The 21,295-nt window shown below is 59.8% G+C and carries 27 protein-coding genes; 6 read left to right on the plus strand and 21 right to left on the minus strand.

All coding sequences use genetic code 11. From position 1 onward, the window contains the following. Positions 1-385: 385 nt before the first annotated feature. A complete protein-coding gene (locus DDE13_RS17810) occupies positions 386-733 on the minus strand; it encodes an ArsR/SmtB family transcription factor (RefSeq protein WP_425442834.1) in 348 nt (115 codons plus the stop codon). A gap of 59 nt (positions 734-792) precedes the next feature. Here DDE13_RS17810 and DDE13_RS17815 point away from each other — a divergent pair, with 59 nt between their 5' ends. From DDE13_RS17815 to DDE13_RS17835, 5 genes are all read left to right on the plus strand, one after another. Further along, entirely contained in the window at positions 793-1,647 is an 855-nt protein-coding gene (locus DDE13_RS17815; protein ID WP_037275508.1) for a cation transporter, read from the plus strand. Then, entirely contained in the window at positions 1,644-2,153 is a 510-nt protein-coding gene (lspA, locus tag DDE13_RS17820; protein ID WP_009824417.1) for a signal peptidase II, read from the plus strand. Before DDE13_RS17815 ends, lspA begins: the two co-directional genes overlap by 4 nt. A 37-nt stretch (positions 2,154-2,190) precedes the next feature. Next, positions 2,191-2,712: a TRAP transporter small permease subunit gene (locus DDE13_RS17825; RefSeq protein WP_232279250.1), complete on the plus strand. Its 522-nt coding sequence runs from the start codon at positions 2,191-2,193 to the stop codon at positions 2,710-2,712. Further along, a complete protein-coding gene (locus tag DDE13_RS17830) occupies positions 2,663-4,075 on the plus strand; it encodes a TRAP transporter large permease (protein ID WP_235868762.1) in 1,413 nt (470 codons plus the stop codon). The genes DDE13_RS17825 and DDE13_RS17830 overlap by 50 nt, the downstream gene beginning before the upstream one ends. Before the next feature lie 128 nt (positions 4,076-4,203). Further along, positions 4,204-5,451: a cytochrome P450 gene (locus DDE13_RS17835; protein ID WP_111405618.1), complete on the plus strand. Its 1,248-nt coding sequence runs from the start codon at positions 4,204-4,206 to the stop codon at positions 5,449-5,451. Here DDE13_RS17835 and DDE13_RS17840 read toward each other — a convergent pair. The 20 genes from DDE13_RS17840 to DDE13_RS17930 form a co-directional block, all read right to left on the minus strand. Further along, positions 5,435-6,094 carry a cation diffusion facilitator family transporter gene (locus DDE13_RS17840; RefSeq protein ID WP_222626130.1) on the minus strand — a complete coding sequence of 220 codons (660 nt, stop codon included), beginning with the start codon at positions 6,092-6,094 and terminating at the stop codon, positions 5,435-5,437. The genes DDE13_RS17835 and DDE13_RS17840 overlap by 17 nt on opposite strands. A 103-nt stretch (positions 6,095-6,197) precedes the next feature. Continuing rightward, the gene (locus DDE13_RS17845; RefSeq protein ID WP_111405619.1) at positions 6,198-6,803 is read right to left on the minus strand and encodes a class I SAM-dependent methyltransferase; all 606 of its coding nucleotides are present in this window, start codon (positions 6,801-6,803) and stop codon (positions 6,198-6,200) included. Between the two features lie 6 nt (positions 6,804-6,809). Further along, positions 6,810-7,544, minus strand: coding sequence for a cytochrome c biogenesis CcdA family protein (locus DDE13_RS17850; protein ID WP_111405620.1), 735 nt, complete (start codon positions 7,542-7,544; stop codon positions 6,810-6,812). Beyond that, a complete protein-coding gene (locus DDE13_RS17855; protein WP_027263684.1) occupies positions 7,538-8,038 on the minus strand; it encodes a hypothetical protein in 501 nt (166 codons plus the stop codon). Before DDE13_RS17855 ends, DDE13_RS17850 begins: the two co-directional genes overlap by 7 nt. Positions 8,039-8,058: 20 nt before the next feature. Continuing rightward, positions 8,059-8,616, minus strand: a complete 558-nt coding sequence (locus DDE13_RS17860; protein WP_027263683.1) for a cytochrome-c oxidase — start codon at positions 8,614-8,616, stop codon at positions 8,059-8,061. Between the two features lie 5 nt (positions 8,617-8,621). Continuing rightward, positions 8,622-9,056, minus strand: a complete 435-nt coding sequence (locus DDE13_RS17865) for a copper chaperone PCu(A)C (protein WP_009824510.1) — start codon at positions 9,054-9,056, stop codon at positions 8,622-8,624. A gap of 17 nt (positions 9,057-9,073) precedes the next feature. Beyond that, a complete protein-coding gene (locus DDE13_RS17870) occupies positions 9,074-9,715 on the minus strand; it encodes an SCO family protein (protein WP_027263682.1) in 642 nt (213 codons plus the stop codon). Beyond that, positions 9,705-10,460: a DsbA family protein gene (locus DDE13_RS17875; protein WP_111405621.1), complete on the minus strand. Its 756-nt coding sequence runs from the start codon at positions 10,458-10,460 to the stop codon at positions 9,705-9,707. The genes DDE13_RS17870 and DDE13_RS17875 overlap by 11 nt, the downstream gene beginning before the upstream one ends. 51 nt (positions 10,461-10,511) lie before the next feature. After that, positions 10,512-10,793 carry a hypothetical protein gene (locus DDE13_RS17880; protein WP_111405622.1) on the minus strand — a complete coding sequence of 94 codons (282 nt, stop codon included), beginning with the start codon at positions 10,791-10,793 and terminating at the stop codon, positions 10,512-10,514. 35 nt (positions 10,794-10,828) lie between these two features. Then, the gene (locus DDE13_RS17885; protein ID WP_235868763.1) at positions 10,829-11,014 is read right to left on the minus strand and encodes a hypothetical protein; all 186 of its coding nucleotides are present in this window, start codon (positions 11,012-11,014) and stop codon (positions 10,829-10,831) included. Between the two features lie 90 nt (positions 11,015-11,104). Further along, entirely contained in the window at positions 11,105-11,629 is a 525-nt protein-coding gene (locus tag DDE13_RS17890) for a TlpA family protein disulfide reductase (protein WP_076695195.1), read from the minus strand. Beyond that, entirely contained in the window at positions 11,626-12,198 is a 573-nt protein-coding gene (locus DDE13_RS17895; RefSeq protein WP_111405624.1) for a DsbE family thiol:disulfide interchange protein, read from the minus strand. Before DDE13_RS17895 ends, DDE13_RS17890 begins: the two co-directional genes overlap by 4 nt. After that, positions 12,195-12,680: a c-type cytochrome gene (locus tag DDE13_RS17900; protein ID WP_111405625.1), complete on the minus strand. Its 486-nt coding sequence runs from the start codon at positions 12,678-12,680 to the stop codon at positions 12,195-12,197. The genes DDE13_RS17895 and DDE13_RS17900 overlap by 4 nt, the downstream gene beginning before the upstream one ends. Beyond that, positions 12,677-12,805: a hypothetical protein gene (locus DDE13_RS23620; RefSeq protein ID WP_268951259.1), complete on the minus strand. Its 129-nt coding sequence runs from the start codon at positions 12,803-12,805 to the stop codon at positions 12,677-12,679. The genes DDE13_RS17900 and DDE13_RS23620 overlap by 4 nt, the downstream gene beginning before the upstream one ends. A 4-nt stretch (positions 12,806-12,809) precedes the next feature. Next, entirely contained in the window at positions 12,810-13,307 is a 498-nt protein-coding gene (locus tag DDE13_RS17905) for a DUF411 domain-containing protein (RefSeq protein WP_027263675.1), read from the minus strand. A gap of 11 nt (positions 13,308-13,318) precedes the next feature. Further along, entirely contained in the window at positions 13,319-14,251 is a 933-nt protein-coding gene (locus tag DDE13_RS17910) for a sialidase family protein (protein WP_027263674.1), read from the minus strand. A 20-nt stretch (positions 14,252-14,271) separates the two neighbouring features. Next, on the minus strand, positions 14,272-15,699 hold the full coding sequence (locus DDE13_RS17915; RefSeq protein ID WP_235868764.1) for a multicopper oxidase family protein: 1,428 nt from the start codon (positions 15,697-15,699) through the stop codon (positions 14,272-14,274). A gap of 165 nt (positions 15,700-15,864) precedes the next feature. After that, positions 15,865-16,206, minus strand: a complete 342-nt coding sequence (locus tag DDE13_RS17920; protein WP_005666899.1) for a hypothetical protein — start codon at positions 16,204-16,206, stop codon at positions 15,865-15,867. 9 nt (positions 16,207-16,215) lie between these two features. Beyond that, positions 16,216-16,653 (minus strand): Cu(I)-responsive transcriptional regulator, encoded by a 438-nt coding sequence (gene cueR, locus DDE13_RS17925; protein WP_005666896.1) that lies wholly within the window; start codon positions 16,651-16,653, stop codon positions 16,216-16,218. An 88-nt stretch (positions 16,654-16,741) separates the two neighbouring features. After that, positions 16,742-19,294 carry an NAD-dependent epimerase/dehydratase family protein gene (locus tag DDE13_RS17930; protein WP_111405627.1) on the minus strand — a complete coding sequence of 851 codons (2,553 nt, stop codon included), beginning with the start codon at positions 19,292-19,294 and terminating at the stop codon, positions 16,742-16,744. A 327-nt stretch (positions 19,295-19,621) separates the two neighbouring features. Between DDE13_RS17930 and DDE13_RS17940 the strand changes: the two genes are divergently transcribed. Continuing rightward, positions 19,622-21,295: heavy metal translocating P-type ATPase (locus DDE13_RS17940; protein WP_111405630.1), on the plus strand; the 1,674-nt coding region annotated here is incomplete at its 3' end.

Below are 21,295 nucleotides of genomic sequence, written 5' to 3' on the forward strand. Positions count from 1 at the left end.
GATGGGGCTTCATCGGGGGCTCCGGAAATCTGCAAGGTTTCGAATTCCATGATACGAAACCCTGCAATTCACCGCCAGCGTTTCAGCATGATCTGCGCCGGAAATCAGCAGGTTGGGAGTTGTTCAGGGCGAACTACTTCGGGCCCGTTCGTTTCTTTATCAGTCTAAGCGCTGTCACGATCTGTGGGGTGAAACCAGGCTACTGCCACGATGCCGGGCCTCGTCTTGATCTTCGCTTCAATTGTGATCCTTAACTCGCTATGCCGAGCAGTTAAATTGAGCGCTTTCAATAATGGGTCTTTTCAACACGTTTGGCAGCAAGCCCCATATAAAATTTTGCCTCACGCGGAAGTGGTCGTGATGACGTGCATTGGGATATTATCGTTCACGCTTCGCGATAATTGTCACAAGCCCCAACACCTTCTGCGACCACATCAAGCAGGGCGTCTACATCATTTAAAAGAGCTGCTATGCGCGGACTGCTGATCCGGTAGCGAATGAAGCGCCCATCGCGGTCGCTGGCGACAAGTCCGCAATCCAGAAGGCATCGCAAATGATTTGACACGTTGGGCTGCGATAGCCCTGTGCGTTTGACGATCTCGTGAACAACCAACGGTCCTTCACACAGCACGCCCAGTATCGCCAGTCGGCTCGGGTCGGCAAGACCGCGAAAGAGCTTTGCCCTACGCTCGATGCCAGCGGCCGCAGCATTGCGGTCGGCGAAGACTTGCATCATATCACTCCTTGCTGATATGTTTGAACTTGATCCACTTTAGCAGGAGTATTGCACCGATGGCCAACACCGAAAGCACCGGATCGACAGCAGATACGTCGCCCGTCCGTTACCGGGTTTCCGGAATGGATTGCGCCAAGGATGCCGCCCAGATCGAGCGGGCGGCGCAGTCTGCGGGTGTCGCGCCCGACGCAGTGAAAGTATCAGCGGCGACCCATATCATGACTCTGAAAGTCCCTGAAGCAAGCCTGCCGGAGATTGAAAAAGCCGTTGAGACAACGGGATATGGGTTCGACCGCATCGAGAGCGACGAGGACCTTCAGCAAAGTGCGGCCCATCAGGACCCGGGCTACCGCCGCGCGCTCTGGATCGTCGTGATTCTAAATGTCGGTTACGGCGTTCTGGAAATGATTGGTGGGTTTATTGCCGGGTCACAGGCGGTGAAGGCCGACGCGCTGGATTTCATCGGCGATGGCGCGATCACTTTCTTGGGGCTTCTTGCCATCGGATGGAGCCTTCTCTGGCGGGCACGCTCTGCCCTGATCCAGGGCATCTTTCTCGGCCTGCTTGGCCTTGGGGTCTTTAGCACGACCATCATAAGGGCATTCGAGCCGACAACCCCAGACGCCACATTGATGGGGATTCTGGGCCTGATTGCTCTTGTGATAAATGTCATCTCCGTGCTGCCGTTGTTGCGGTACCGCAAGGGCGATGCGAACATGCGCGCTGTCTGGCTTTTCTCGCGTAACGACGCCATCGGCAACGCCGCAGTCGTTATCGCCGCTGGGCTAGTGGTTTGGCTGGGCAGCGCTTGGCCCGATCTTATCGTCGCGTTCGGGATCGCCGGACTGTTCCTGCACTCGTCATGGGCGATCATCCGCGACGCGCGGGCCGATCTGAAGGCGGTGGCATGAACAGCCGCGTTCTCGGTGGGCTTTGCGCCATCGCCGCGTTTGGTGTTGATCAGGGCACCAAGGCTCTTGCCCTGAACTCCCCGGCGCTTGAGAACGGGGTCGAGGTTCTGCCCTTTCTCAACCTCGTGCGGGTTTTGAACGATGGGGTCAGCTTCGGTATGCTCGGCGGGGTCGTACCCTGGTGGGGTCTGGTCGCACTTGCTGCCGTGGTCGTGGCATGGCTGCTGATCTGGCTATGGAAGGCTCCGGACGGGCTGACAGGTGCGGCGCTCGGTCTGATCATCGGAGGCGCGCTTGGCAATATCCTTGACCGTCTGCGCTATCAGGCCGTCCCTGACTTTCTCGACTTCCATTACGGGTCATACCACTGGCCGTCCTTCAACTTGGCTGACGTGGCGATCTTTTGTGGGGCAGCATTGCTGTTCTGGGACAGCTTTCGCACCTCGAAAGTCAGGCCGGAAAATCGGGAACAAGACAATCGCAAGGGAGATGTCACGGGGGGATAACAGCTAACAGGCAAAGAACTTTGGGAGGGAATTCGGCTTGAGATTTTTGGATTGGATTGACCGTGGCATTCGCGGCATCGGCGTCGTGACTGCGTGGCTGACAGTTGTTTCGATTGCTGCTTATGGCGCGCTTCAGATGCTGGATCGCAAGCTACAACTTGGCGTGTCGAGCTATTTGCCGGACCTGTCCACGTCACTGCTGTTCATCCTAATTTTCTTGACCTTTGGGTATACCTATCTGCGCGACGGTCACGTGCGCGTTGATGTTCTTCGCAGACATTGGTCCGCCCGCCGCATTGCTTGGATCGAACTGATTGGCGGCCTTTTTGTCCTTCTGCCGCTCGCCGCCATCCTGACCTACTACGGATGGGACGGTTTGATGCGCACCACGAAATACGCGGAAACCCAGTTGTGGGCACAACGCATTGCCGGGGTCATCGGCCCCATCCTGCTGGCTCTTGCCGGGATGATCGTAGCCCTTCGCAACATCGCCTTTCTGACAGGGAGACGTGCGCAAGGTGCACCGGAACAAGCAAGCGGCCTGCACAATGGTGAATGAGGTCCTCACGGTTGCCATGCTTGTCGTGATGGCGATTGGGGTTTTCAGTGGCTTTCCGGTGGCGCTGGTGCTCGCGGGGACAGGCTTCTTGGGGTTTGTCGCTGCGGTTTGGGTGGGGATCACTGATTTTCAGCATCTGGGGCTGATCTACCTGAGGGCCCGTGGTGTACTGACCAATGAATCAGTCCAATTCACCAGCGTTCCAATGTTGATTTTTCTTGGCCTGATCCTGAATGCCAGCGGGATTGCCGAAACCATGTTTCGCTTGCTGGGGCGTCTTCTGACAGGCGTTCCCGGTCGCTACGCCATTGCGACTTTGCTGATCGGCCTCGTTCTTGCGCCCGCCGCCGGGGTGATCGGTGCTTCCGTCATAACTGTGGCGTTGGTGGCCTATGCCCCGATGATGGCGTCGGGCTACGCACCGCGAACCGCAGGAGGCGCTGTCGCAGCTTCTGGAGCATTGGGTGTCGTGTTCCCGCCAGCCGTGATGCTGTTCTTCATCTCGAACGTGTTCTATCTGCGCATCGGATTGATGTATGTGGCCCTCATCGTACCTGTGCTTCTGATGGTCATGGCCTTCGCGGTCTACTTTGCGGTCACCTTGAGAAAAACGGTCGAAATCCCGCTGGACACACCCAAGACCAATCTTGTGTCAGACCTCTTGTTTGTACTCGCGTCTGTCGCGGTCATCGCATCCATTCCGCTCAGCATCATTCTGGGCTTTGCGACACTAACAGAGGCGGCTGGAGTAGGGGTTTTTGGCGCGCTATTGGTCGCGCTGGCGCGAAAGCGCTTGTCTTTCTCATCGTTGAACTCTGTCACGGTGCAGACAAGCACGATGACGTCGATGGTCTACTTCATCGTATTGGGCGCATCGGTATTCTCGCTTAGTTTCCACCTGGTCGGTGGACCGGACGTCATCTTCGAGTGGATATCCGCATTCGATCTCACCCGGTGGGAACTGTTGGCGATCCTCCTTGGCGTGATCATCATACTTGGGTTTGTTTTTGACTGGATCGAGGTGCTGCTGGTCTTTGTACCAGTGTTGATGCCGATCTTTTCGGAACTCGACTTCGCAGATCACGTCGGCTCTGCCTACTTTGCGCAAATCTGGATCGCTGGCCTGATAGCACTGGCCTTGCAGACGTCTTTTCTGACGCCTCCCTTCGGCTATGCCCTATTCTTTGCCAAGATGGCGGCACCTAAGGGTATCAACCTTTCCGATATCTATCGCGGCGCGGTACCGCTTGTCGCCATCGAGATCGTATTGATCGCAGCCCTGATCTCGTTCCCTCAGCTTATCACTTGGTTGCCTGAAATGTCCCTTGGGGATGTGGATGCGCCGCAGCTAATCCAGCGGTGAAAGATGTTTTGAGCGCGGATGCAGTGATTTCCTTCGAAGCGGCACTGCTCTTTCGGGGCCACTTCCGCACCGCGAACAGAAAGGCTGAACGGGGCCTGAGCACGGGAAAGCAAACAGGAGGATAACGAATGTCCAGCATACCATCCGCAGAGGGCTTTGACAGCACACTCACCCTGCTGCGAAATCCGTATGGATTCATCTCTCAGACCTGCCGCGCGCTCGACACAGATCTGTTTGAAACCCGCATCCTCCTTCAAAAGACGATCTGCATGACCGGGTCGGCGGCTGCGGAAGTATTCTATTCCGACGATAAGCTGATCCGCGCGGGCTCGATGCCAGGCCGCATACAGAAGACCCTGTTGGGTGAAGGCGGCATTCAGGGATTGGACGGCGCTGCCCACCAGCACCGCAAGAAGATGTTCATGTCGCTGATGGGGACCGAGCATATAGCCGCGCTTCAGGGAATGTCGCTTCACATGCTAGACAATTGTGCACCGGATTGGGAGGCGAGGAACGAAGTCGTTTTCTACGACAAAGTGCGCGAAATGCTCACGAGAGCCGTTTGCGCCTGGTGTGGGGTTCCGCTTCCCGAGGCGGAGGTGGCGACCCGAACGGCGCAACTTACAGCGCTTTTTGAGGACGCCGGGGCCATCGGCCCGAAACATTGGGCTGCACGTCTGGCGCGCCACCGCCTGGAAAAATGGGCAGCGGGGATGATTCAACAGGTCCGCGATGGCGAGCTTCAGCCGACGCAGGAAAGCGCCCTTCATGTCATCGCGACGTGGCGTGATCTTGACGGCGCGATACTGCCCCCGAAAGTCGCCGCCGTGGAGTTGTTGAACGTCTTGCGCCCGACCGTGGCGGTGTCCGTTTTCATTGTTCAGACGGCCCACGCCTTGCACCGGTATCCGGAATGGCAGGAAAAACTACGGAACGACGAAGGACTGCTCGAACCCTTCGTGCAGGAGGTTCGCCGCCTCTATCCGTTCTTCCCTGCGGTGGCGGCACGGGTAGTAAGCGCTTTCGAGTGGCAAGGGTATCGCTTTCCGGAAGGTTGCAGGGTCTTGCTCGACCTCTATGGCACGAACACCGATCCGCGTTCATGGGATGCGCCGCTTGAGTTCCGCCCCGAACGGTTTCGGAGCCGCGCCGAAAACCAATATGACTTCGTTCCACAGGGCGGCGGCGACCACTACACGAACCACCGCTGTCCGGGCGAGTGGATCGCGATCAGCCAGATGAAGGCGTTTTGCAGATATCTTGTGAACGACGTCAAATACGATGTGCAGGATCAGGATTTGGAGCTGGGCACGGGAGAGCTGCCACCCCTACCCGAGAACCGGTTCATCATGCGCAACGTCAGGCGTCGGCGGTAGCTTCGGCCTCGTCCGGATCGACCGACCGCGCATCCTTGGTGGCTTCGAACGCCTCCCACGCGACGTAGGGCACGATCAGAAGCGCCGCGACCGGATCGGCCCACCACCAGCCCATCCATTGCGTTAGACCGATTCCGGCCAACACCACAACGGTCTGGTATTCGCAGATCAGGGTATCCTTGGCATCGTATTTCAGCGCAGGTGAATCGAGCCGCTTGCCGTAGCGATATTTGCCCCAGGCCAGCAGCGGATTGACCACCAAAGAGACAAACAGGATCGCGATCCCCCACCAATTGAAGCCCGGTGCCTCCTGCGAGATGAAAGCGGACACCGCCTCGTAGAGGATCGCCACGACGACGATCCAGAAAGCACAGGCGACCACATAGAGTGCGACTTTCTTGCGATGCAGGACCGTGCGCTTGTCGCCACCGTCTTTCTCACCCTTCAAACGCCAGATCAGCGTCCCGGCCGAAGTGGCTTCGACCGTGCTGTCGAGGCCCCAACTCACCAATGCCGCGCTGCCGGTCAGAAGTCCCACTGTGACGGAAACAACAACCTCGATGAGGTTGTAGACAAGGCTCGCGATCTCGACGCGGATGCCGCGGGTCAGATTGGTTTGTCTATCGTTCTTCTGCTTGCTCATAACATATCGTTAACGCGGAACTCGCTGCTAAAGTTCGAGGCGAGTATTGGTTACTTTGCCATCAGTAATTCGACGCAAATCGAAAGCCGAAGTCGTTCTGATTTTATGCTGTCTCCTCATACATGAAAACAAAGGGTTTCGGACCTTTCGCGTAGCCGGTGTCGAGCCGCTCCATGCGGAAGCCGTTCTGCTCGACCAGAGTGTCTGTCTGGCGGTCAAGGTGACAGTTTCCGGCACAACGTTTCCAGGCAGGCGTGAGCCAGCGCTGCCAACGCTGGACGCTGGGTTCCGGCGCTGTTCCATGCTCGACGAAGCGGAAGACGCCATCAGGCTTGAGAACGCGCCGGATCTCGGCCAGCACCTTCTCCGGTTCCGACACGCTGCAGAGCGTCCAGGTGGCAATCACGCAGTCAACGCTGCGATTTTCCAGCGGCAATGCTTCGGCCACGCCCTCGATCATCTCCGTTGTCGGCGTCAAGCCATGAGAAGCCTGCGCGGCCCGATGAGGGAGTTCCGGCGACGGGTCCACACCGACGATCTGATCCACGGCGTCGGGGTAGAGCGCGAGGTTCAGGCCCGAGCCGATCCCGATCTCCAGCACGCGTCCCTTCGCACCTGAAACCGCGCGGTGCCGGTAGGGAAGAAGCTGGTCCTGACGCATGGCGAGATGCGTGAGGCCAGGAAGGATATGTTTTTCGTAGAACCGCATGAGCTGTTATCCGATTCGTCCAAGAACCGGAAATGCATCGAGCATCCAGTATGACAGCGCGCTCAACTGTCCAGTCATCATCGCCACGCCCATAAGGATCATCACGACGCCTGCAATCTGGTGGAGGCGGCGGCCAACCCGGCCGATGGCCCGGAGGCGGCCCGCGATCTGATCGGAGAATCCGGCCACGATCAGAAACGGTATCCCAAGGCCTGCGGAATAGACGGCAAGCAGCATGACGCCTTCGCCCATCGTGGCGCTCGCCGCACTGGCTGTCAGGATTGCGCCGAGGATCGGGCCGATACACGGCGTCCAACCGAAACCGAAAGCAAGACCGAGGACATAGGACGCAGCGGGTTGGCCCCCGGGGATGTTGAGATTGAACCGTAAATCGCGTTCCATCACTGAAACACGCGCGGCCCCGATCATGAAAAGCCCGAAGACAATGATGATGCCGCCCCCAACGAGGTTGAGTTCATACCGCCACCGAAGAAGGGCCTGACCCAATGCTGTCGCGGATGCGCCAAGCCCCATGAAAATGGTGGAGAAGCCGAGGACAAAACACAGACTCAGCCAGACCGCGCGCGACGGCGAGGCTGCAGCCGCCCCGCCTTCAGCGGCTGTGCGCCCGGCCACGTAGGAGACATAACCTGGCACAAGAGGCAGCACGCAAGGGGACAGAAACGATATTGTACCGGCCAAGAGGGCGGCGGTGACGCCCAGAAGCGAGATATCTACCATGAACCACGTTCACCCCTGAATAGCTTGCGCAAGGGCACTCTTGTGGCAGCCCAATATGCCAGGGTCGGGACGATGATCCATTGCAGCAGGGGCGTGAGACCGGCGTCGATGACGGGGACCACCGGCATGATGTCGCGATAGGCCCAGGCCGCCCGGATCACGATGTTCAACCACTCGCTGAAGATCGTGTAGGAGACGCCCAGGGCCACCGCCAGAAGCAGGACGCGCCCTGCGCGTTCCGACGGCCATGCGTGCACCCCGACAAGAAACAAGGCAAGCAAGAGCGTGCTCATGGCGATCAACAGGTCTCCGCCGGTGCAGTGCACGACCGCGAACACAATCTCTCCCCAGGTGCCTTCGACCCAGATCGTGTAGAGCGGGATATGCGCCATTTCCCAGATCAGATGACCGACAGCGGTATAGACAATGTATCGGCGGATGACGGAGAGCCACCCGGTGTCGTTCATCTCAGTGGTTTCGGTATTCGCTGTCATGCCGGGGGTCCGTTCTTCGATTAATGTGCGTTTGTCAGGCCGTTGACGTACAGGATCATGTTGATGTGCCGGAAAGCGGAACCCGCAAAGACCCCGGAATGGCGGTTGCCGCGCGCGATAACATGCACAAGCGGAGCCTCGGGATCTGGCACAATCGCGCGATACTGATCGATCAGATTCTCCATCGGCTCTTCTGCGCGAGCAATGACCACGTTCTCGGCAATCGGTCCGGGAACCGGATCACTGGCGTCGGTCACCACAAGGAAGGTCACCATGTCCAGCATGGGAGATGCATTCACTCCGCCCCTCACCTTTTCAAGAAGTGCCTGCTGATCAGCACAGGGCAACCCGCAGTTGGACGGGACGAAACTAAGAACGACGACCTGATCGGAGAGGCTTTCCAAGTCCAACGGTTTTCCGTCAGCGTCGACCAGATTCAACGTCGGCAATTCGTTGAGGTCAACGGCAGTGAAAGCAGGTTCTTTTTGTGCCATCACCTCGTCAAGACGGTCGCCAGGATGATCTGCGTAGGCCGGGCGGCCCGCGACGAGGGCTATCAGCAGGAGTATGTTTTTCATGACTGTTACTCCTGCGGTCCCATTGCGCCCGGCCCGAGAACCGGGACGCTGATTTCCATTCGGGCACCCGATGCGAATGTCAGGATCAATGGCAAATCGGTGCCTTCTTCGAGTTTTTCCGACAGGCCCATCAGCATCAGATGCATGCTGCCGGGCGCGAGGGTCACTGGTTCTCCGGAGGGCAGGTCCAAGGCGACGACCTCAACCATTCGGCTAACATCATCGCCGCCGGTCTCGACGGCGTGAATGGTGACGTTTCCAGCGATCGGCGTCGTGATTGCGACCAGTTGATCACTTTGATTGCTCGTGAGCGTGAGATAGGCCGCAGCCGGACGCGAGGCGAGGATGCTCGCGCGGGCCCAACCGTCCGATATCGTTACATCGGCCGATGCGAAAAATGGCCAGAGAGTTAGCGCGGTTGCAAGTGTCGTAATTTTCATTTGGCAAGTTCCATTGTTTATAGCTTTTTGCGGATTTCCTGCGCCAGCGCCTCGGGCGGTTGGCCGCCTTCCTGATAGACCGCCTCAAATTCGCCACCGGGCCGCATGAGGTATATGTGCCCGGCATGCGCCATGAAATAACCGTCCGGCGCGCTGTCGTCCTCGGTCCGCTCGTACCATGTGCGGAAATTTCTGGTGGCCTCGGCAACCTGCGCTTCGGTTCCGGTCAGGCCGATCAGGCTCGGATGAAAGACTGATACATATTCCGCCATGACCGGCACTGTGTCGCGTTCCGGATCGACCGTGATGAAGATCGGCGCCACCTGGTCCGCATCTTTGCCGAGCAGGTCCAGCACGCTGGCCATATATGCCAGTGTCGTCGGGCAAACATCGGGGCAGTTGGTGAAACCGAAGAAAACAAGCTGCCAGCGGTCGGCGTAGTCAGCCTGTGTCACCTCTTGTCCGGTGTGATCTATCAGTGAAAATTCGGATCGAATATCCGCCTCACCCGAATAGCGGACGGCCTTCGATCGGTTGCCAAGATAGTTATCCAAAGCCCAAAAGATCGCTAGCCCAGCGAGCGCAACAGCTATCGTGCTCCACAATATGGATCTCAGGAGCCGCGATTTCGGAGGGGTTTCACCGGGTTCAATCGACATCTTCGGCCTCCGAAATCAGCGCCTGAAGATCGGCCTTTTCCAACAATCCAGGAAGAAGTGTTTCCCCGATCAGAAACGTCGGTGTGCCGGATATTCCAAGCTTCCGTGCGAGATCGTGAGACTTTGCGATATGGGCATCGACTTCAGGCGCGTCCATATCTGCCTGCAACTGGTCGTAGTCCAGCCCTGCCTGCTCGGCGGCTCGCCTGATCATGACAGTATTGGCGCGCGGCTGTGCCATCAGGGCTTCGTGGAAGGCCTCAAACTTGTCCTGTTGTGTCGCCGCCAGCGACGCTCGAGCCGCCAGCTCGGAGTCGGGTCCGAGAATTGGCCACTCCCTCATGATGATGCGCAGGTCGGGATTCTCCTCGATTAGTTCGAAAAGGACCGGGGCCGCGCGTCGGCAGTAGGGGCAGTTGTAGTCGAAGAATTCGACAAGCACGATGTCGCCCTCAGGATTGCCCATCACGCCGGTGTTCGGGTCCGCCCGCAGGAGGTCACCCACGCGCTGAAGCGCAGCCCGTTGTTCGGCCTGGGCTTGTGCCTGAGCCTCTTCCTGGAATGTCAGGAGCGTGTCCATCAGAACTTCGGGGTTCTCGCGGATGGTTTGCAGGATCAAGGCTTTGATGGCCTCTTGCTCAACCTGATCGAGCGGCGTCGATTGCTGGGCCAACGAAATCGTGGGCGTGGAAATCAGCGCCCAGAGGAAGACCGCAAACACGCGAAGGGCAGTTTTGAGTATCATCTATTTTTCCCTGTCAAATCGCCGGGGGCCTTGGCCCCCGGCGATGATTGATCAGCCCTTGTCGGTCGAAGGGGTGGTTTCATCCTCGGAGTTGTTCATGGCCTCCATCATCTCGGTGCAGGCCTCCATCATCGGGCCCATTTTCTGCATCATCTTCATCATGGGCATCATGCCGTCCATGCCGGACATATCGCCGTCCATCATATTGCCGGCCATTCCGTTCTCACCGTCCATCATCTGGCCGGACGAACCGGTGTTGTCCTGGGCGAATACACTGGTGGCCAAAAGCGTGGATACGGCAGTCGCCATGCTCAGTTTCTTGATAAGTGTCATTAGTTTCTCCTTAAGGTTTCTTGAGGTTTTCGGGTTCAGTCCCTCGGCAGGCCCGGCTCTGCGGCCGTGCTCTTGTTGTCACATGATTTCGATTTGCACATTGCACAGGCACCCAGCCCGCACATCACGGCGCAGGGTGCCAGCGCCAGGATCAGCGGAGCGGCCCCGATCGCCGTCACCCAGCCCCAATTCAGGTAAAGCCCGGCACCGATGATCGCCATTGACGCAAGAATCAGGCTCCGGCGTCCCAATTGCGGCCGCCACGGGCGTGCCACCGGTGTTTCAGTGTGAGGTAAAGTTTCAGACATTGGTTATTCACTCCTTTCGTTGATGAGATTCTGGATTTGGGCCATGACTTCGGGACTGTCCCATTCAGCCGGCCCGACGAGTCGTCCGCGCTCGAAACCGTCGCGGTCGATCAGGATCGTGGTGGGAAGGCCCACTACGGCAAACGCTGCCATCACCCGAATGTCTTCGGCGAGGTATGTATCGAGATGACGAAGACCGATTTCGTCGTAGAAGCGGCGGACGATCTTCATTCCGGCGCGGTCGATCGACAGCGGCAGGACATGGAAGTCGCCGCCGCCCATTTTCTCCTGCAAGGCGTCGAGCGTCGGCATCTCTTCGCGACAGGGAACGCACCAGGTCGCCCAGATATTCAGCAGAACGACCCTGCCCCGGAAATCCGCCAGCGTGAGATCGCGGCCTTTTCCATCGACGAAAGGTGGCGACAGCATCTCCCGCGGCTTTTCGTGAAGCGGCATTAATGGTCTGGCTTGAACCGGCCCCGCGACGCCGAGCGCCGCCATACCAGCCAATAACTCGCGTCGTTTCATGATCCGGCTCCTTCCTGAAGGCGCCGCACCACGGGAAGGATGTCTTCCTCCAGGGAACGACGGTCAAAGGGGCCGATATGCTTGTAGGCAATTCGGCCCTCGGCATCGATCACGAAGGTCTCGGGCAGGCCGTAAACGCCCCAATCGATGGAGACGCGCCCGTTCCGGTCGGCGCCGATGCGGGTGTAAGGGTCACCAAGCTCATCAAGAAAGCCCAAGGCTTCTTCGGGACGATCCTTGTAGTTGATGCCGTATATTGCGACCTCGTCCCTGGCAGCCAACTCGTTCAGGAGGGGCATCTCTACCCGGCACGGCACGCACCAGGACGCCCAGACGTTCACGATGGACACCTGCCCTTTCAGGTCGGCGGTCGACAGACCGTCGGCTCGTCCCTCTATCGGCGGCAGGTCGAACTCAGGCACCGCCTTGCCAATAAGTGGGGAAGGAAGAGTGTCGTCACCATTGAACAGGCCCCAATAAAAACCCGCACCGATGAGGGCAAAAATCGCGACTGGCAGCACTGTGACAAGCCGACCCGTCCGGCGGCGTGGTTCCTCGGACACGCTCATAAATCACCCTTGTCGTTGGCAGAGACTTCCGCCTGGAATTCGCGCTGACGGTCCGGCCAAGTGCTCTTGATGTAGGCCAATACGTCGACAATTTCATCGTCGGTCAGGACGCCCTCGAAAGCCGGCATGTCGCTTTCGTAGCCGGGCACGACAGCGCCGACGCCACCCTTGGTGACGACGAACAGGTTCCGGTCCGAATGGTGCCAGGTATGGCCGGTTTCGTCATGTGGCGGCGCGGGCATGCGCCCGGTGTCCAGACGCCGCCGCCAATCGGGCTGCCCCTCCAGTTCGGCACCGTGACAGGATGCGCAATTCTCGGCATAGAGTGTCTCGCCTGCTGCGATGTCGGCTACAGTCACGGGCTCGCCGAGGAAGGAAAGCCCTTCCGCCAAATCCTCGTCACTTTCCGACTGCGCGAGGACGGCAAAGCCGATCGCGGATAGTGCGACGATGGCGGCACCGATTGTTGCGGCCCGCCTCATGTCGCACTCCTGAGGTATTTCACGAGTGCGACGAGGCTGAGCACCAGAAACGCAGCGACGAGCAGGAGCAATAGCCCTCCACCGAACATCATCACACCCATCATCGGGCCGTTCATCATGTCCATGCAGTTACTCATCGGAGTAAACGGCGATCCCGCCCTCGCCGAAGGCGTAGGTCTTGAGCGTACCGGTCTTTACTCTTGCCATGCCCGGTGCGTTCGCAGGCATGCCCGGCAAAGTAATGCCGGTGATGTCGGGCTTCTCCGCGACCAGCCTTTCCAGGATCTCCGAGGGCACCAGTCCACTGACAAAATAGCCTTCGATCTCGGCCAGATGACAGCCGAGCCCCTGTTCGGGAACGCCGACTTCGATCGAGCGCTTGTCGAATTCCCGATCGTCGATGCGTGTTACCGTATAACCGTTCTCTTCCAGGTAATCGGCGTAGGTGTCACAGCAGCCGCAGCCCGGGTCGCGCCAGATGGTGATCTGCTTCGTTCCGTCTGACACATCGGTACTTGCGTGACCGGTCGCATCATCGGTGCTTTGTGCCGAAGTCAGCGTCGTGAAAGTGAAGGTTCCGCCGACGCCAAGTGCAGCAAGCGAAGCCAGGAAAATTCTTCTGTTCATGGGGTTCTCCATCATGCGATCGCGAGCGCGATCCAGGTTGCGCCGCCATCGCGGCTGAGTTTCAGAGCGCCGTTAAGTATGGCGGCCACGTGATTTTCGTCCCTTGGGTGAAGCGCGATGGCCCTCCCCTGCCCTTCTGCCTTGTGCGTCCAGACCACGCCGCCGTCCTGCGACGCCCAGACCCCCGAGGGCAGTGCCGCGTAAAGCTTAGACGGTGCCGTCAGGGCACTGGCCAGCGACAGGACCGGTTCGTCCGCCGGCAGGGGTGCCTCGGCAGGCGGTGCGTCGCCCGCCGCCAGAGCGTCCATCGCATTGCCCGGCTGAACGTCCTGCCAGCGGCAGAAACAGTCCGGAACGCGGGTCAGGCCCTTCTCGGTTCCCGCATAGATCCATATGCCGCCCATTCCGGTATCGAGATCGACCGATACCAGCGTCAGCGGGTCGCGCTCGGCCGCGTCGAGCCAGGGCCGGTCCATGGCCAGGGCCCAGGTTGCGCCTGCATCCTCGCTCTTCCAGAGGCCGTCGCCGCGGATCGCGGCATAGATCATGTCGGGGTTTCCGGCGGCCACAGCCAGCGCCGTGACCTCACCGGAGGCAAGCCCGTCGCTTCGGGTAGTCCATGACGATCCGCCATCGCCGGACACGGCCACCCCTCCCCGCGCCAGTCCGGCAAGGAGACGTCCGGGACGCGCAGGATGCGTGGCGATCGAGGAGACCGGGGAAGGTGTCGGTCTCTCTTGCCAGCTGCGACCGCCGTCGAGGCTGGCCCTCAGTGTTGCGCCTGCGATCAGCAGCGTGTCGCCGTCGAAGGCGAGCGTTCGAATATCGGCCGCCCGGTCGGCCGCGCGCACCGCGCCGGGCAATACGAGCACTGCGGCTGCACCCATACCCAGTGCCAGGAAGTGGCGTCTGTCCGGCTCAAAATTCAAGGTACTGTTTGTCATATCTTGTCCTCCTCCGGAGCTCATGCGACGCGGATCACGCCCATCATTCCCGCAGCCTGGTGTTCGAGAATGTGGCAGTGGAACATCCAGTCGCCGAGGTTGTCGGCGACGAAGGCGATCTCGACCCGTTCGCGGGGCGCCATGAGCACCGTGTCCTGCCATTCCCGATGCGGCGTCGGCGCACCGTTTCGGCTGATTACGCGGAATGAGTGGCCGTGCAGATGAATCGGGTGATCAAAAGCGGTCGCGTTGGTCATTTCCAGAATGTGACTTGCGTCGCGTTTAAGCGTCAGGAACGGGTCGAGCACATGCCCCTCGGCGGCTTTTCCGTTGACGAACCAGATGCCGCGTCCGTCATGCATCATGCCCATCATCCCGCCGCCCATCATGCCTCCACGCGGCTCCAGGCCCATCTCCCGCTCCACCATCATGCCCATCATCCCGCCGGTGAACGTCACCTCATGACGCTGCGCAGAACTCAGGTCTGGTTCGGGAATAGGGTTGACTGGCAGTGTGATCGGCCAGTCCGGTGTAGCCTCGCGCAGGGCGGTATCAGCGTAGGTGAAATCGAGGACTCGAAAATCGTTCCCGCGATAGGCACGGTCTACAAGCTGGGATTGCGCGCCGGGCTCACCGATGCAATCCAGGATTACGTCGGCGCGCATTGCGGGTCCAAGAACGACAAGACCGCCCGGCGGGTCATGTGGCGTGACGGGTTGGCCGTCGAGCGCGATGATGCGCGGTGTATGGTCCCCGAAATCGAGCGCGAAGATCCGGGCATTCGCGGCGTTGATCAGGCGGAGGCGGATCCGCTCCCCTGATGCCACCTCGAATGTCTCCGGCACAAGACCGTTGATCGTCACGGTGTTGCCGAGGCGGCCCGCGTGACTCACGTCATGGGCATTGCCGAAATCGTCAGAAATCGATGCGTCGTCGGTCAGTCGCCAGTCGTCCAGCACCCAGGTAACTTCGCGGTCGACACGAGGGGGATTGGCCTCCTCGACGATAAGGGGACCGTAGAGACCGCGCCCGACCTGCTCGAAGCTGCGCTGATGTGGGTGATACCAGAAGGTGCCGGCATCGACTGCATCGAATTCATAGACGAACTTGTCGCCCGGGGCGATCGGCACCTGTGTAAGGTGCGGCACCCCGTCCATTGCGTTCGGAAGCCGGATACCATGCCAATGCACGGTGGTTTCCTCTGCAAGGTCGTTGGTAACCTCGACCTGCAGGCGTTCGCCTTGCCGGATGCGGATCTCCGGGCCCGGTACCTTGCCGTTGTAGCACCAGGCCGCGGTGTCGGAATGTGGCTCAGGAACAATCCTTGTTCTTCCCTGTGCGGCCCGGAGCGAGAATTTCTGGGTGGCGGCTTCCGCCGCCCCCGGAAAAGGCAGAGTGTTTGACATGACACCCGCGAGCGACGACGCGACAAAGGCGCGGCGCGTCACGGTAGGTTTGCATTTCAAAGACATCGGTCTGGGGCTCTCTGATAATTCGGTCCTCCGCCGGAGCCAAAGCGGCAACTGCGGTTGGGGAATACCTGCAACGCGGAGCGGCATTGCTCCGGCGTCACGGCATGACACTGCGGCCGCAAAACCGCGGCGCGTGTCAGATCAGAGAAGGATTTTTGGAGGCTGTTTGGCAGGTGGGCTGGTCAGACCGCGAAAATCCCGCGCGATCGGCAGTCCATGAGCGCTCGAAACTGCAAGTGGACCAAGTTCCGCCGACGCTTCCACGACCGCGGCGGCGGCCGCTGAGTTGCAGACAAAATCACATGCGACGCCCAAGGTTCCCGCCGTATCGTCATCACATGCCTCGCAGCCGACACCTGCCATTTCAACTCCGGCTGCGATCATTTCAGATGCCATCCTGGCCGAACCGGCCGCATGCGCAACCGAGCTTACCGCGAAGGCGGCAAGGACGGCTATCATGATGAGGCGGGCGACAAAGTGCATGCGGCTAATTTACCAGTGTTCAGAGGGTTGTTCCAGCGGGATGTTTTCGCGTCTCCGGACGTCGGAACGCGTCAGATCATCCATTATCGGGCAGTCCGGACGATCATCGCCATGACACCGAACAACGAGATCACGAAGCGTCGCGCTCAGCGCCTGCAACTCCTCGATTTTTTGGTCCACCCGCGCGAGATGGCTTTGTGCGATCGCCTTGACGTCGGCGCTGGACCGCTCGCGGTCCTCGTACAATGACAACAGCGTGCGACATTCATCGATGCTGAAACCCAATGACCGCGCCCGGCCGAGAAACGCCAGCTTGTGCAGATCCTGAACAGCGAAATCGCGGTACCCGTTTTCACGCCGCGACGGTTGCACGAGTCCTATATCCTCGTAATACCGGATCGTTTTCGCCGGCAATCCGCTCTGTTCCGAAACATTTCCAATGTTCATGGCTGACAATCCTCTCCTTGAAACACTAGATAGGGCTTCCACCTACTGGAAGGTCAAGAACACTCGGATACTTTTTTGTGATTACCCTTCAAACAATAAACCTGTCCCAACTCCCATAGTGTTCCTCGCTGCGCTTCCCGCGCGGCAGGCTGAGCGCGATGAGAGCGATACCGGCGAGGATACCGACAAGGCTGCCTGACACCGTGCTTCCGTCCAGGGACCAGGGCGCGATGACGAGCCAGAGGCCGAAGAGGATGTTGAGGAACCGCAGAGGACGCGCGACCTCGGCCCAGGCGATGACCGCTGTAGTCAGGACCAGTGCGCCCAGCAGGTGATCGCTGTTCGCCATTGCCGCTTCGTTACCGAAGATTGCGCGCGACAGCATCAGGAAGGCCCCGATCCCAGCACTCAGCCCGAGTGTCCATGGAACGGTAACGCCCCGCGCGCTTTGTCGGAAAATCTGCATCGGTCGCGCGTCGAAACTCATTTCGCCCCCCGTTGTACCACCGGGCAGAGCATCGCCCCTGAAGAACGCGCGCCAGAACGGTCTGCCCCGGCGCGTATTCCAGACCATGAACTGGACCATCGCGACGATTTCATCGAGTGAGAATGGGATCATGATCAGCATGGCCAGCGCCGCCATCAGGCAGATCGTGCAATAGGTGCCGATGGTGATCGGCTGGATGATGATGAAATAAATGCTGACCACACCGAGCGGCCCGACGACGATGCCGAACAGTGCGACCATCCAGGGCATCGTGCGCCAGCGAAGGCGGCTGCCCATGACGCCCATCATGATTTCGAACATGTAACTCATCGCGCCAAGGCCGCCGTCGGCAATGGGCCAGGCTTTTGAGACATCGGAGGTGATGATGTATTCGGTGCCATTCAGCGCGACCGGCGATGAAAAGAACGGCTCCCACACGCCGTCTACATGGCCGAGCTGGTAGGCCGACAGGATGCGCGACAGGATGAAGCCCACGACACCGAGCGCGATGATCGGCAGGCGCTGGACGTATGTGGAAGGGCAATAAGTCCAGCCGGGCGGGATGTCGGTATCGTCCATCATCCCCTCACGCGACATCCCCGGCATCATCGGGATCAGGATCGTCAGTGCGATCACCAGCGCGCCGATCAGCGTGTCATTGGCATAGACGGCCGCGTTTGGCGTCCAGAACACCAGCGGCGCGGCCAGCAGCCAGACGCCCAGTGCTGCATTCGCCCATTGCGCCCAGCCGTTACCATGGCGCAGCGACAGGGCGGCAAAGACCATGATGGCAAGTCCGGTGAAGACATTGTTCCACGCGGTCAGCCAACTGCGCGTGGCGGCGGCCCACAGCCCGCGATCCTCCGTCACGCGCTGGACCGCCGCGCTGAATTCGGTCTGATCGAAGGTGCCGAAAACCGATGGCGCGGTAGCCAGCCACAGGCCGAGCGCCATGACCAGCCAATGCACCCAGAGCATCGAGAAATGCATCTGCCGCATATGCTCGTCGTGCTCGCGCCTGTTCTCCTTCGCTTCGGACTCGGTCGGTGCCTTCTCGGCAGCCTCTTCAGCCACGGCGTTCTCGACCTTGGCCGCCGAGACCCGCGCCGCGTTCAACCCGTTCGCTTCGTACCATTCGTAGGGATCGTCCTTCAGGCGCTGAAGGATGCCCGGCATGTCCTCGCGCAGGCTGTGCTGAGGAGCCCAGCCCAGAAGCTTCTTCGCGGCGGACAGGTCGAGTTCATAATGATCGCTGGAAATATCGACCATCCACGCCCGGATGAAAGCATCCTCGCCAAATACCTTGTTTTCCGTCCAGGCGCCGAGCTTGGCCAGTTGGGGCGGCACGTTCCACGTGATCCAGTCTTCGCCATGCAGTTCGCGTCCGATCAGTCGCTGCAATTCTCCGAACGGGATCGGGTCGGCCTCGCCCAGTAGCACCGGAAAAACGTCCGGCAGCTTGACGCGCCGATCAACGATACGTTCCACCGCGTCTAGAAAATCGTCGAGATGCAGGAACGCCTGCCCGCGCGACAGATCGCCAGGATAAACCTTGCCGCTGAATCGTCGTTCGTGAATGCGGGCGATCTGGTGGGTCAGAAAAGTCGACTGCCCGTTGTCATCGTAGATACCGGCGGGGTGCATCAGCACGAGTTTCTCGTCGCCCCTTACCTCGCGCAGTACCTTCTCCGTGCGCACCTTGGATGCGCGGTAAGGAAACCTGGGATCGAGAGGATGATCCTCGTCTATCGGCTCCCCCGGCTCGGTCGGCGCATGGGCAAGCATGGTGGAAGCGAAGACGAACTGTTCAAGCTCAAACCCCTGAAGACCCTTCATCAGCCGTTTTGAGCCTTCGACCGTAACGGCATCATACGCCGGATCATCCTCGCCGCTGAGATCGAAATAGCCCGCAAGGTGAATGCAGGCGGCAATCCTGTCGCCGTAAGCCAGCCGCACACGATCAAGCGCGGTATCGACACTTGCCTGATCGGTGATGTCGAAGCAGACGCACTCGGCCTGATGCGGCGGATGGGGCGGCGAATACCGGTCAAGTCCGACGACGCGGTAGCAACCGTGTAATCGCCGCACCACCGCGGACCCGAGATACCCGCTCGACCCCGTGACAATGACGACTGGCTTGCTTTCATCCGCCATGGAGACACTCCGGCTTTCCGCTATGTGCGCAAGTATTTCACCAGCGCAATGATCGCGAGAACCAGCACCACGATGACAAGAAGCCAGACGATTCCCATGCCAAGCATCATGCCGCCACCCATCATTCCACCATCCATCATGATCTTATTCCTTCTTTCAGTTGCTACCGGTTCAACTAAGTCATTGGCATTTGGTTTCAATTTCCAGCGCTGGAAGGTTGGAGGCCGCGTCTGGGATCGAACATTTGAAAGGGTGCAGGCTTCTATTGACCTTCCAGCAACTAGAAGCATTAAGTGAATTGTCAGCAGCCTGCCGAAGGAACCTGACATGGACACTAAAAAAGCAGAAACACGCGAAGTCACTGATCCCGTCTGCGGGATGAAGGTCGATCACGCGACAGCCAAACACCGATCAACTCACGCGGGCGAAGAGTTTCTGTTCTGCTCGTCACGATGCAAGGACAAGTTCGACGCCGAGCCCGAGACGTATTTGGGTGCAGGGCCGGCGCCGGAGCCGATGCCCGAGGGAACGATTTTCACCTGCCCGATGCACCCCGAAATCGAGCAGGTCGGACCGGGTGACTGCCCGATCTGCGGGATGGCTTTGGAACCCAAGGGCGTGCCCACTGGTGACGAAGGCCCGAATCCCGAACTCGTTGATTTCACCCGCCGCTTCTGGATTGGCGGGGCGCTGACCATCCCCGTCGTCCTGCTCGCGATGGGCGGCTATGTCGGCATGCCCATTCGCGACTGGACGGGGGAAAGGCTTGCTCACTGGCTGGAGCTGATCCTGGCGACGCCGGTCATTCTCTGGGCCGGCTGGCCGTTTCTCGTGCGAGGCTGGAAGAGCTTCCGCACGCTGAACCTCAACATGTTCAGCCTGATCGCCATGGGCGTCATCGCGGCCTGGACCTTCAGCACCGTCGCGGTGATCGCACCAGGCCTTTTCCCTGCGGGCTTCCGCGACGACCAGGGCAATGTCGGCATCTATTTCGAGGCAGGGGCAGTGATTGTCGTGCTGGTTCTGCTCGGCCAAATCCTGGAGCTGCGCGCACGTGAGCGAACCGGCTCCGCCATTCGAGCTCTGCTCGACCTTGCCGCCAAGAGCGCCCGAATTATCCGTGCCCATGGAAGTGAGGAAGAAGTAGCGCTTGAGAATGTCCAGATCGGCGATCACATCCGGGTACGACCGGGCGAGAAAGTGCCGGTGGATGGCGAAGTGATCGACGGGCGGTCCTCTGTCGACGAGTCGATGCTCACCGGCGAACCCGTGCCGGTCGAAAAGGTGACAGGCGATACCGTTACTGGTGCCACGATCAACGGCACTGGCAGCATTATCATCGAAGCGAAACGCGTCGGCGAGGACACGATGCTCGCGCAGATCGTCGAGATGGTGGCAGCCGCACAAAGGTCGCGCGCGCCCATCCAGAAGCTCGCCGACGCAGTGGCAGGGCATTTCGTGCCGGCCGTGATCGCCGTGGCCATCGTTTCATTCATTGCCTGGTCGATCTGGGGGCCCTCCCCTGCCCTCGCCTATGGTCTCGTTTCCGCCATTGCGGTGCTCATCATCGCTTGTCCCTGTGCGCTCGGGCTCGCGACACCGATGTCGATCATGACGGCGACCGGACGCGGCGCTCAGGCGGGCGTCCTCATCAAGAATGCCGAAGCTCTGGAAGCGTTCGAGAAGGTCGACACCCTGATAGTCGACAAGACCGGCACATTGACCATGGGCAAGCCGGAGCTTGCCGCCGTCCTTCCCGAGGACGGCCATGACGAGGAAGAGGTCCTGCGGCTGGCCGCCAGCCTTGAACGCGGGTCGGAGCACCCCCTGGCCGAGGCCATTGTTCGCGGGGCCGAGGCGCGCGGGATAGACCTTGCCAGCGCGCATGACTTCGAGGCGGTCACCGGCATGGGGGTCAAGGGCAGCGTGGACGGTAAGTCGTTCAGGCTGAACAACCTTCTGGCCTGTCGTTCTGGAGCCTGCCGAGGGAGATTTGAGTGC

It is taken from the genome of Meridianimarinicoccus zhengii (genome assembly GCF_003254465.1).
Taxonomy (GTDB): domain Bacteria; phylum Pseudomonadota; class Alphaproteobacteria; order Rhodobacterales; family Rhodobacteraceae; genus Meridianimarinicoccus; species Meridianimarinicoccus zhengii.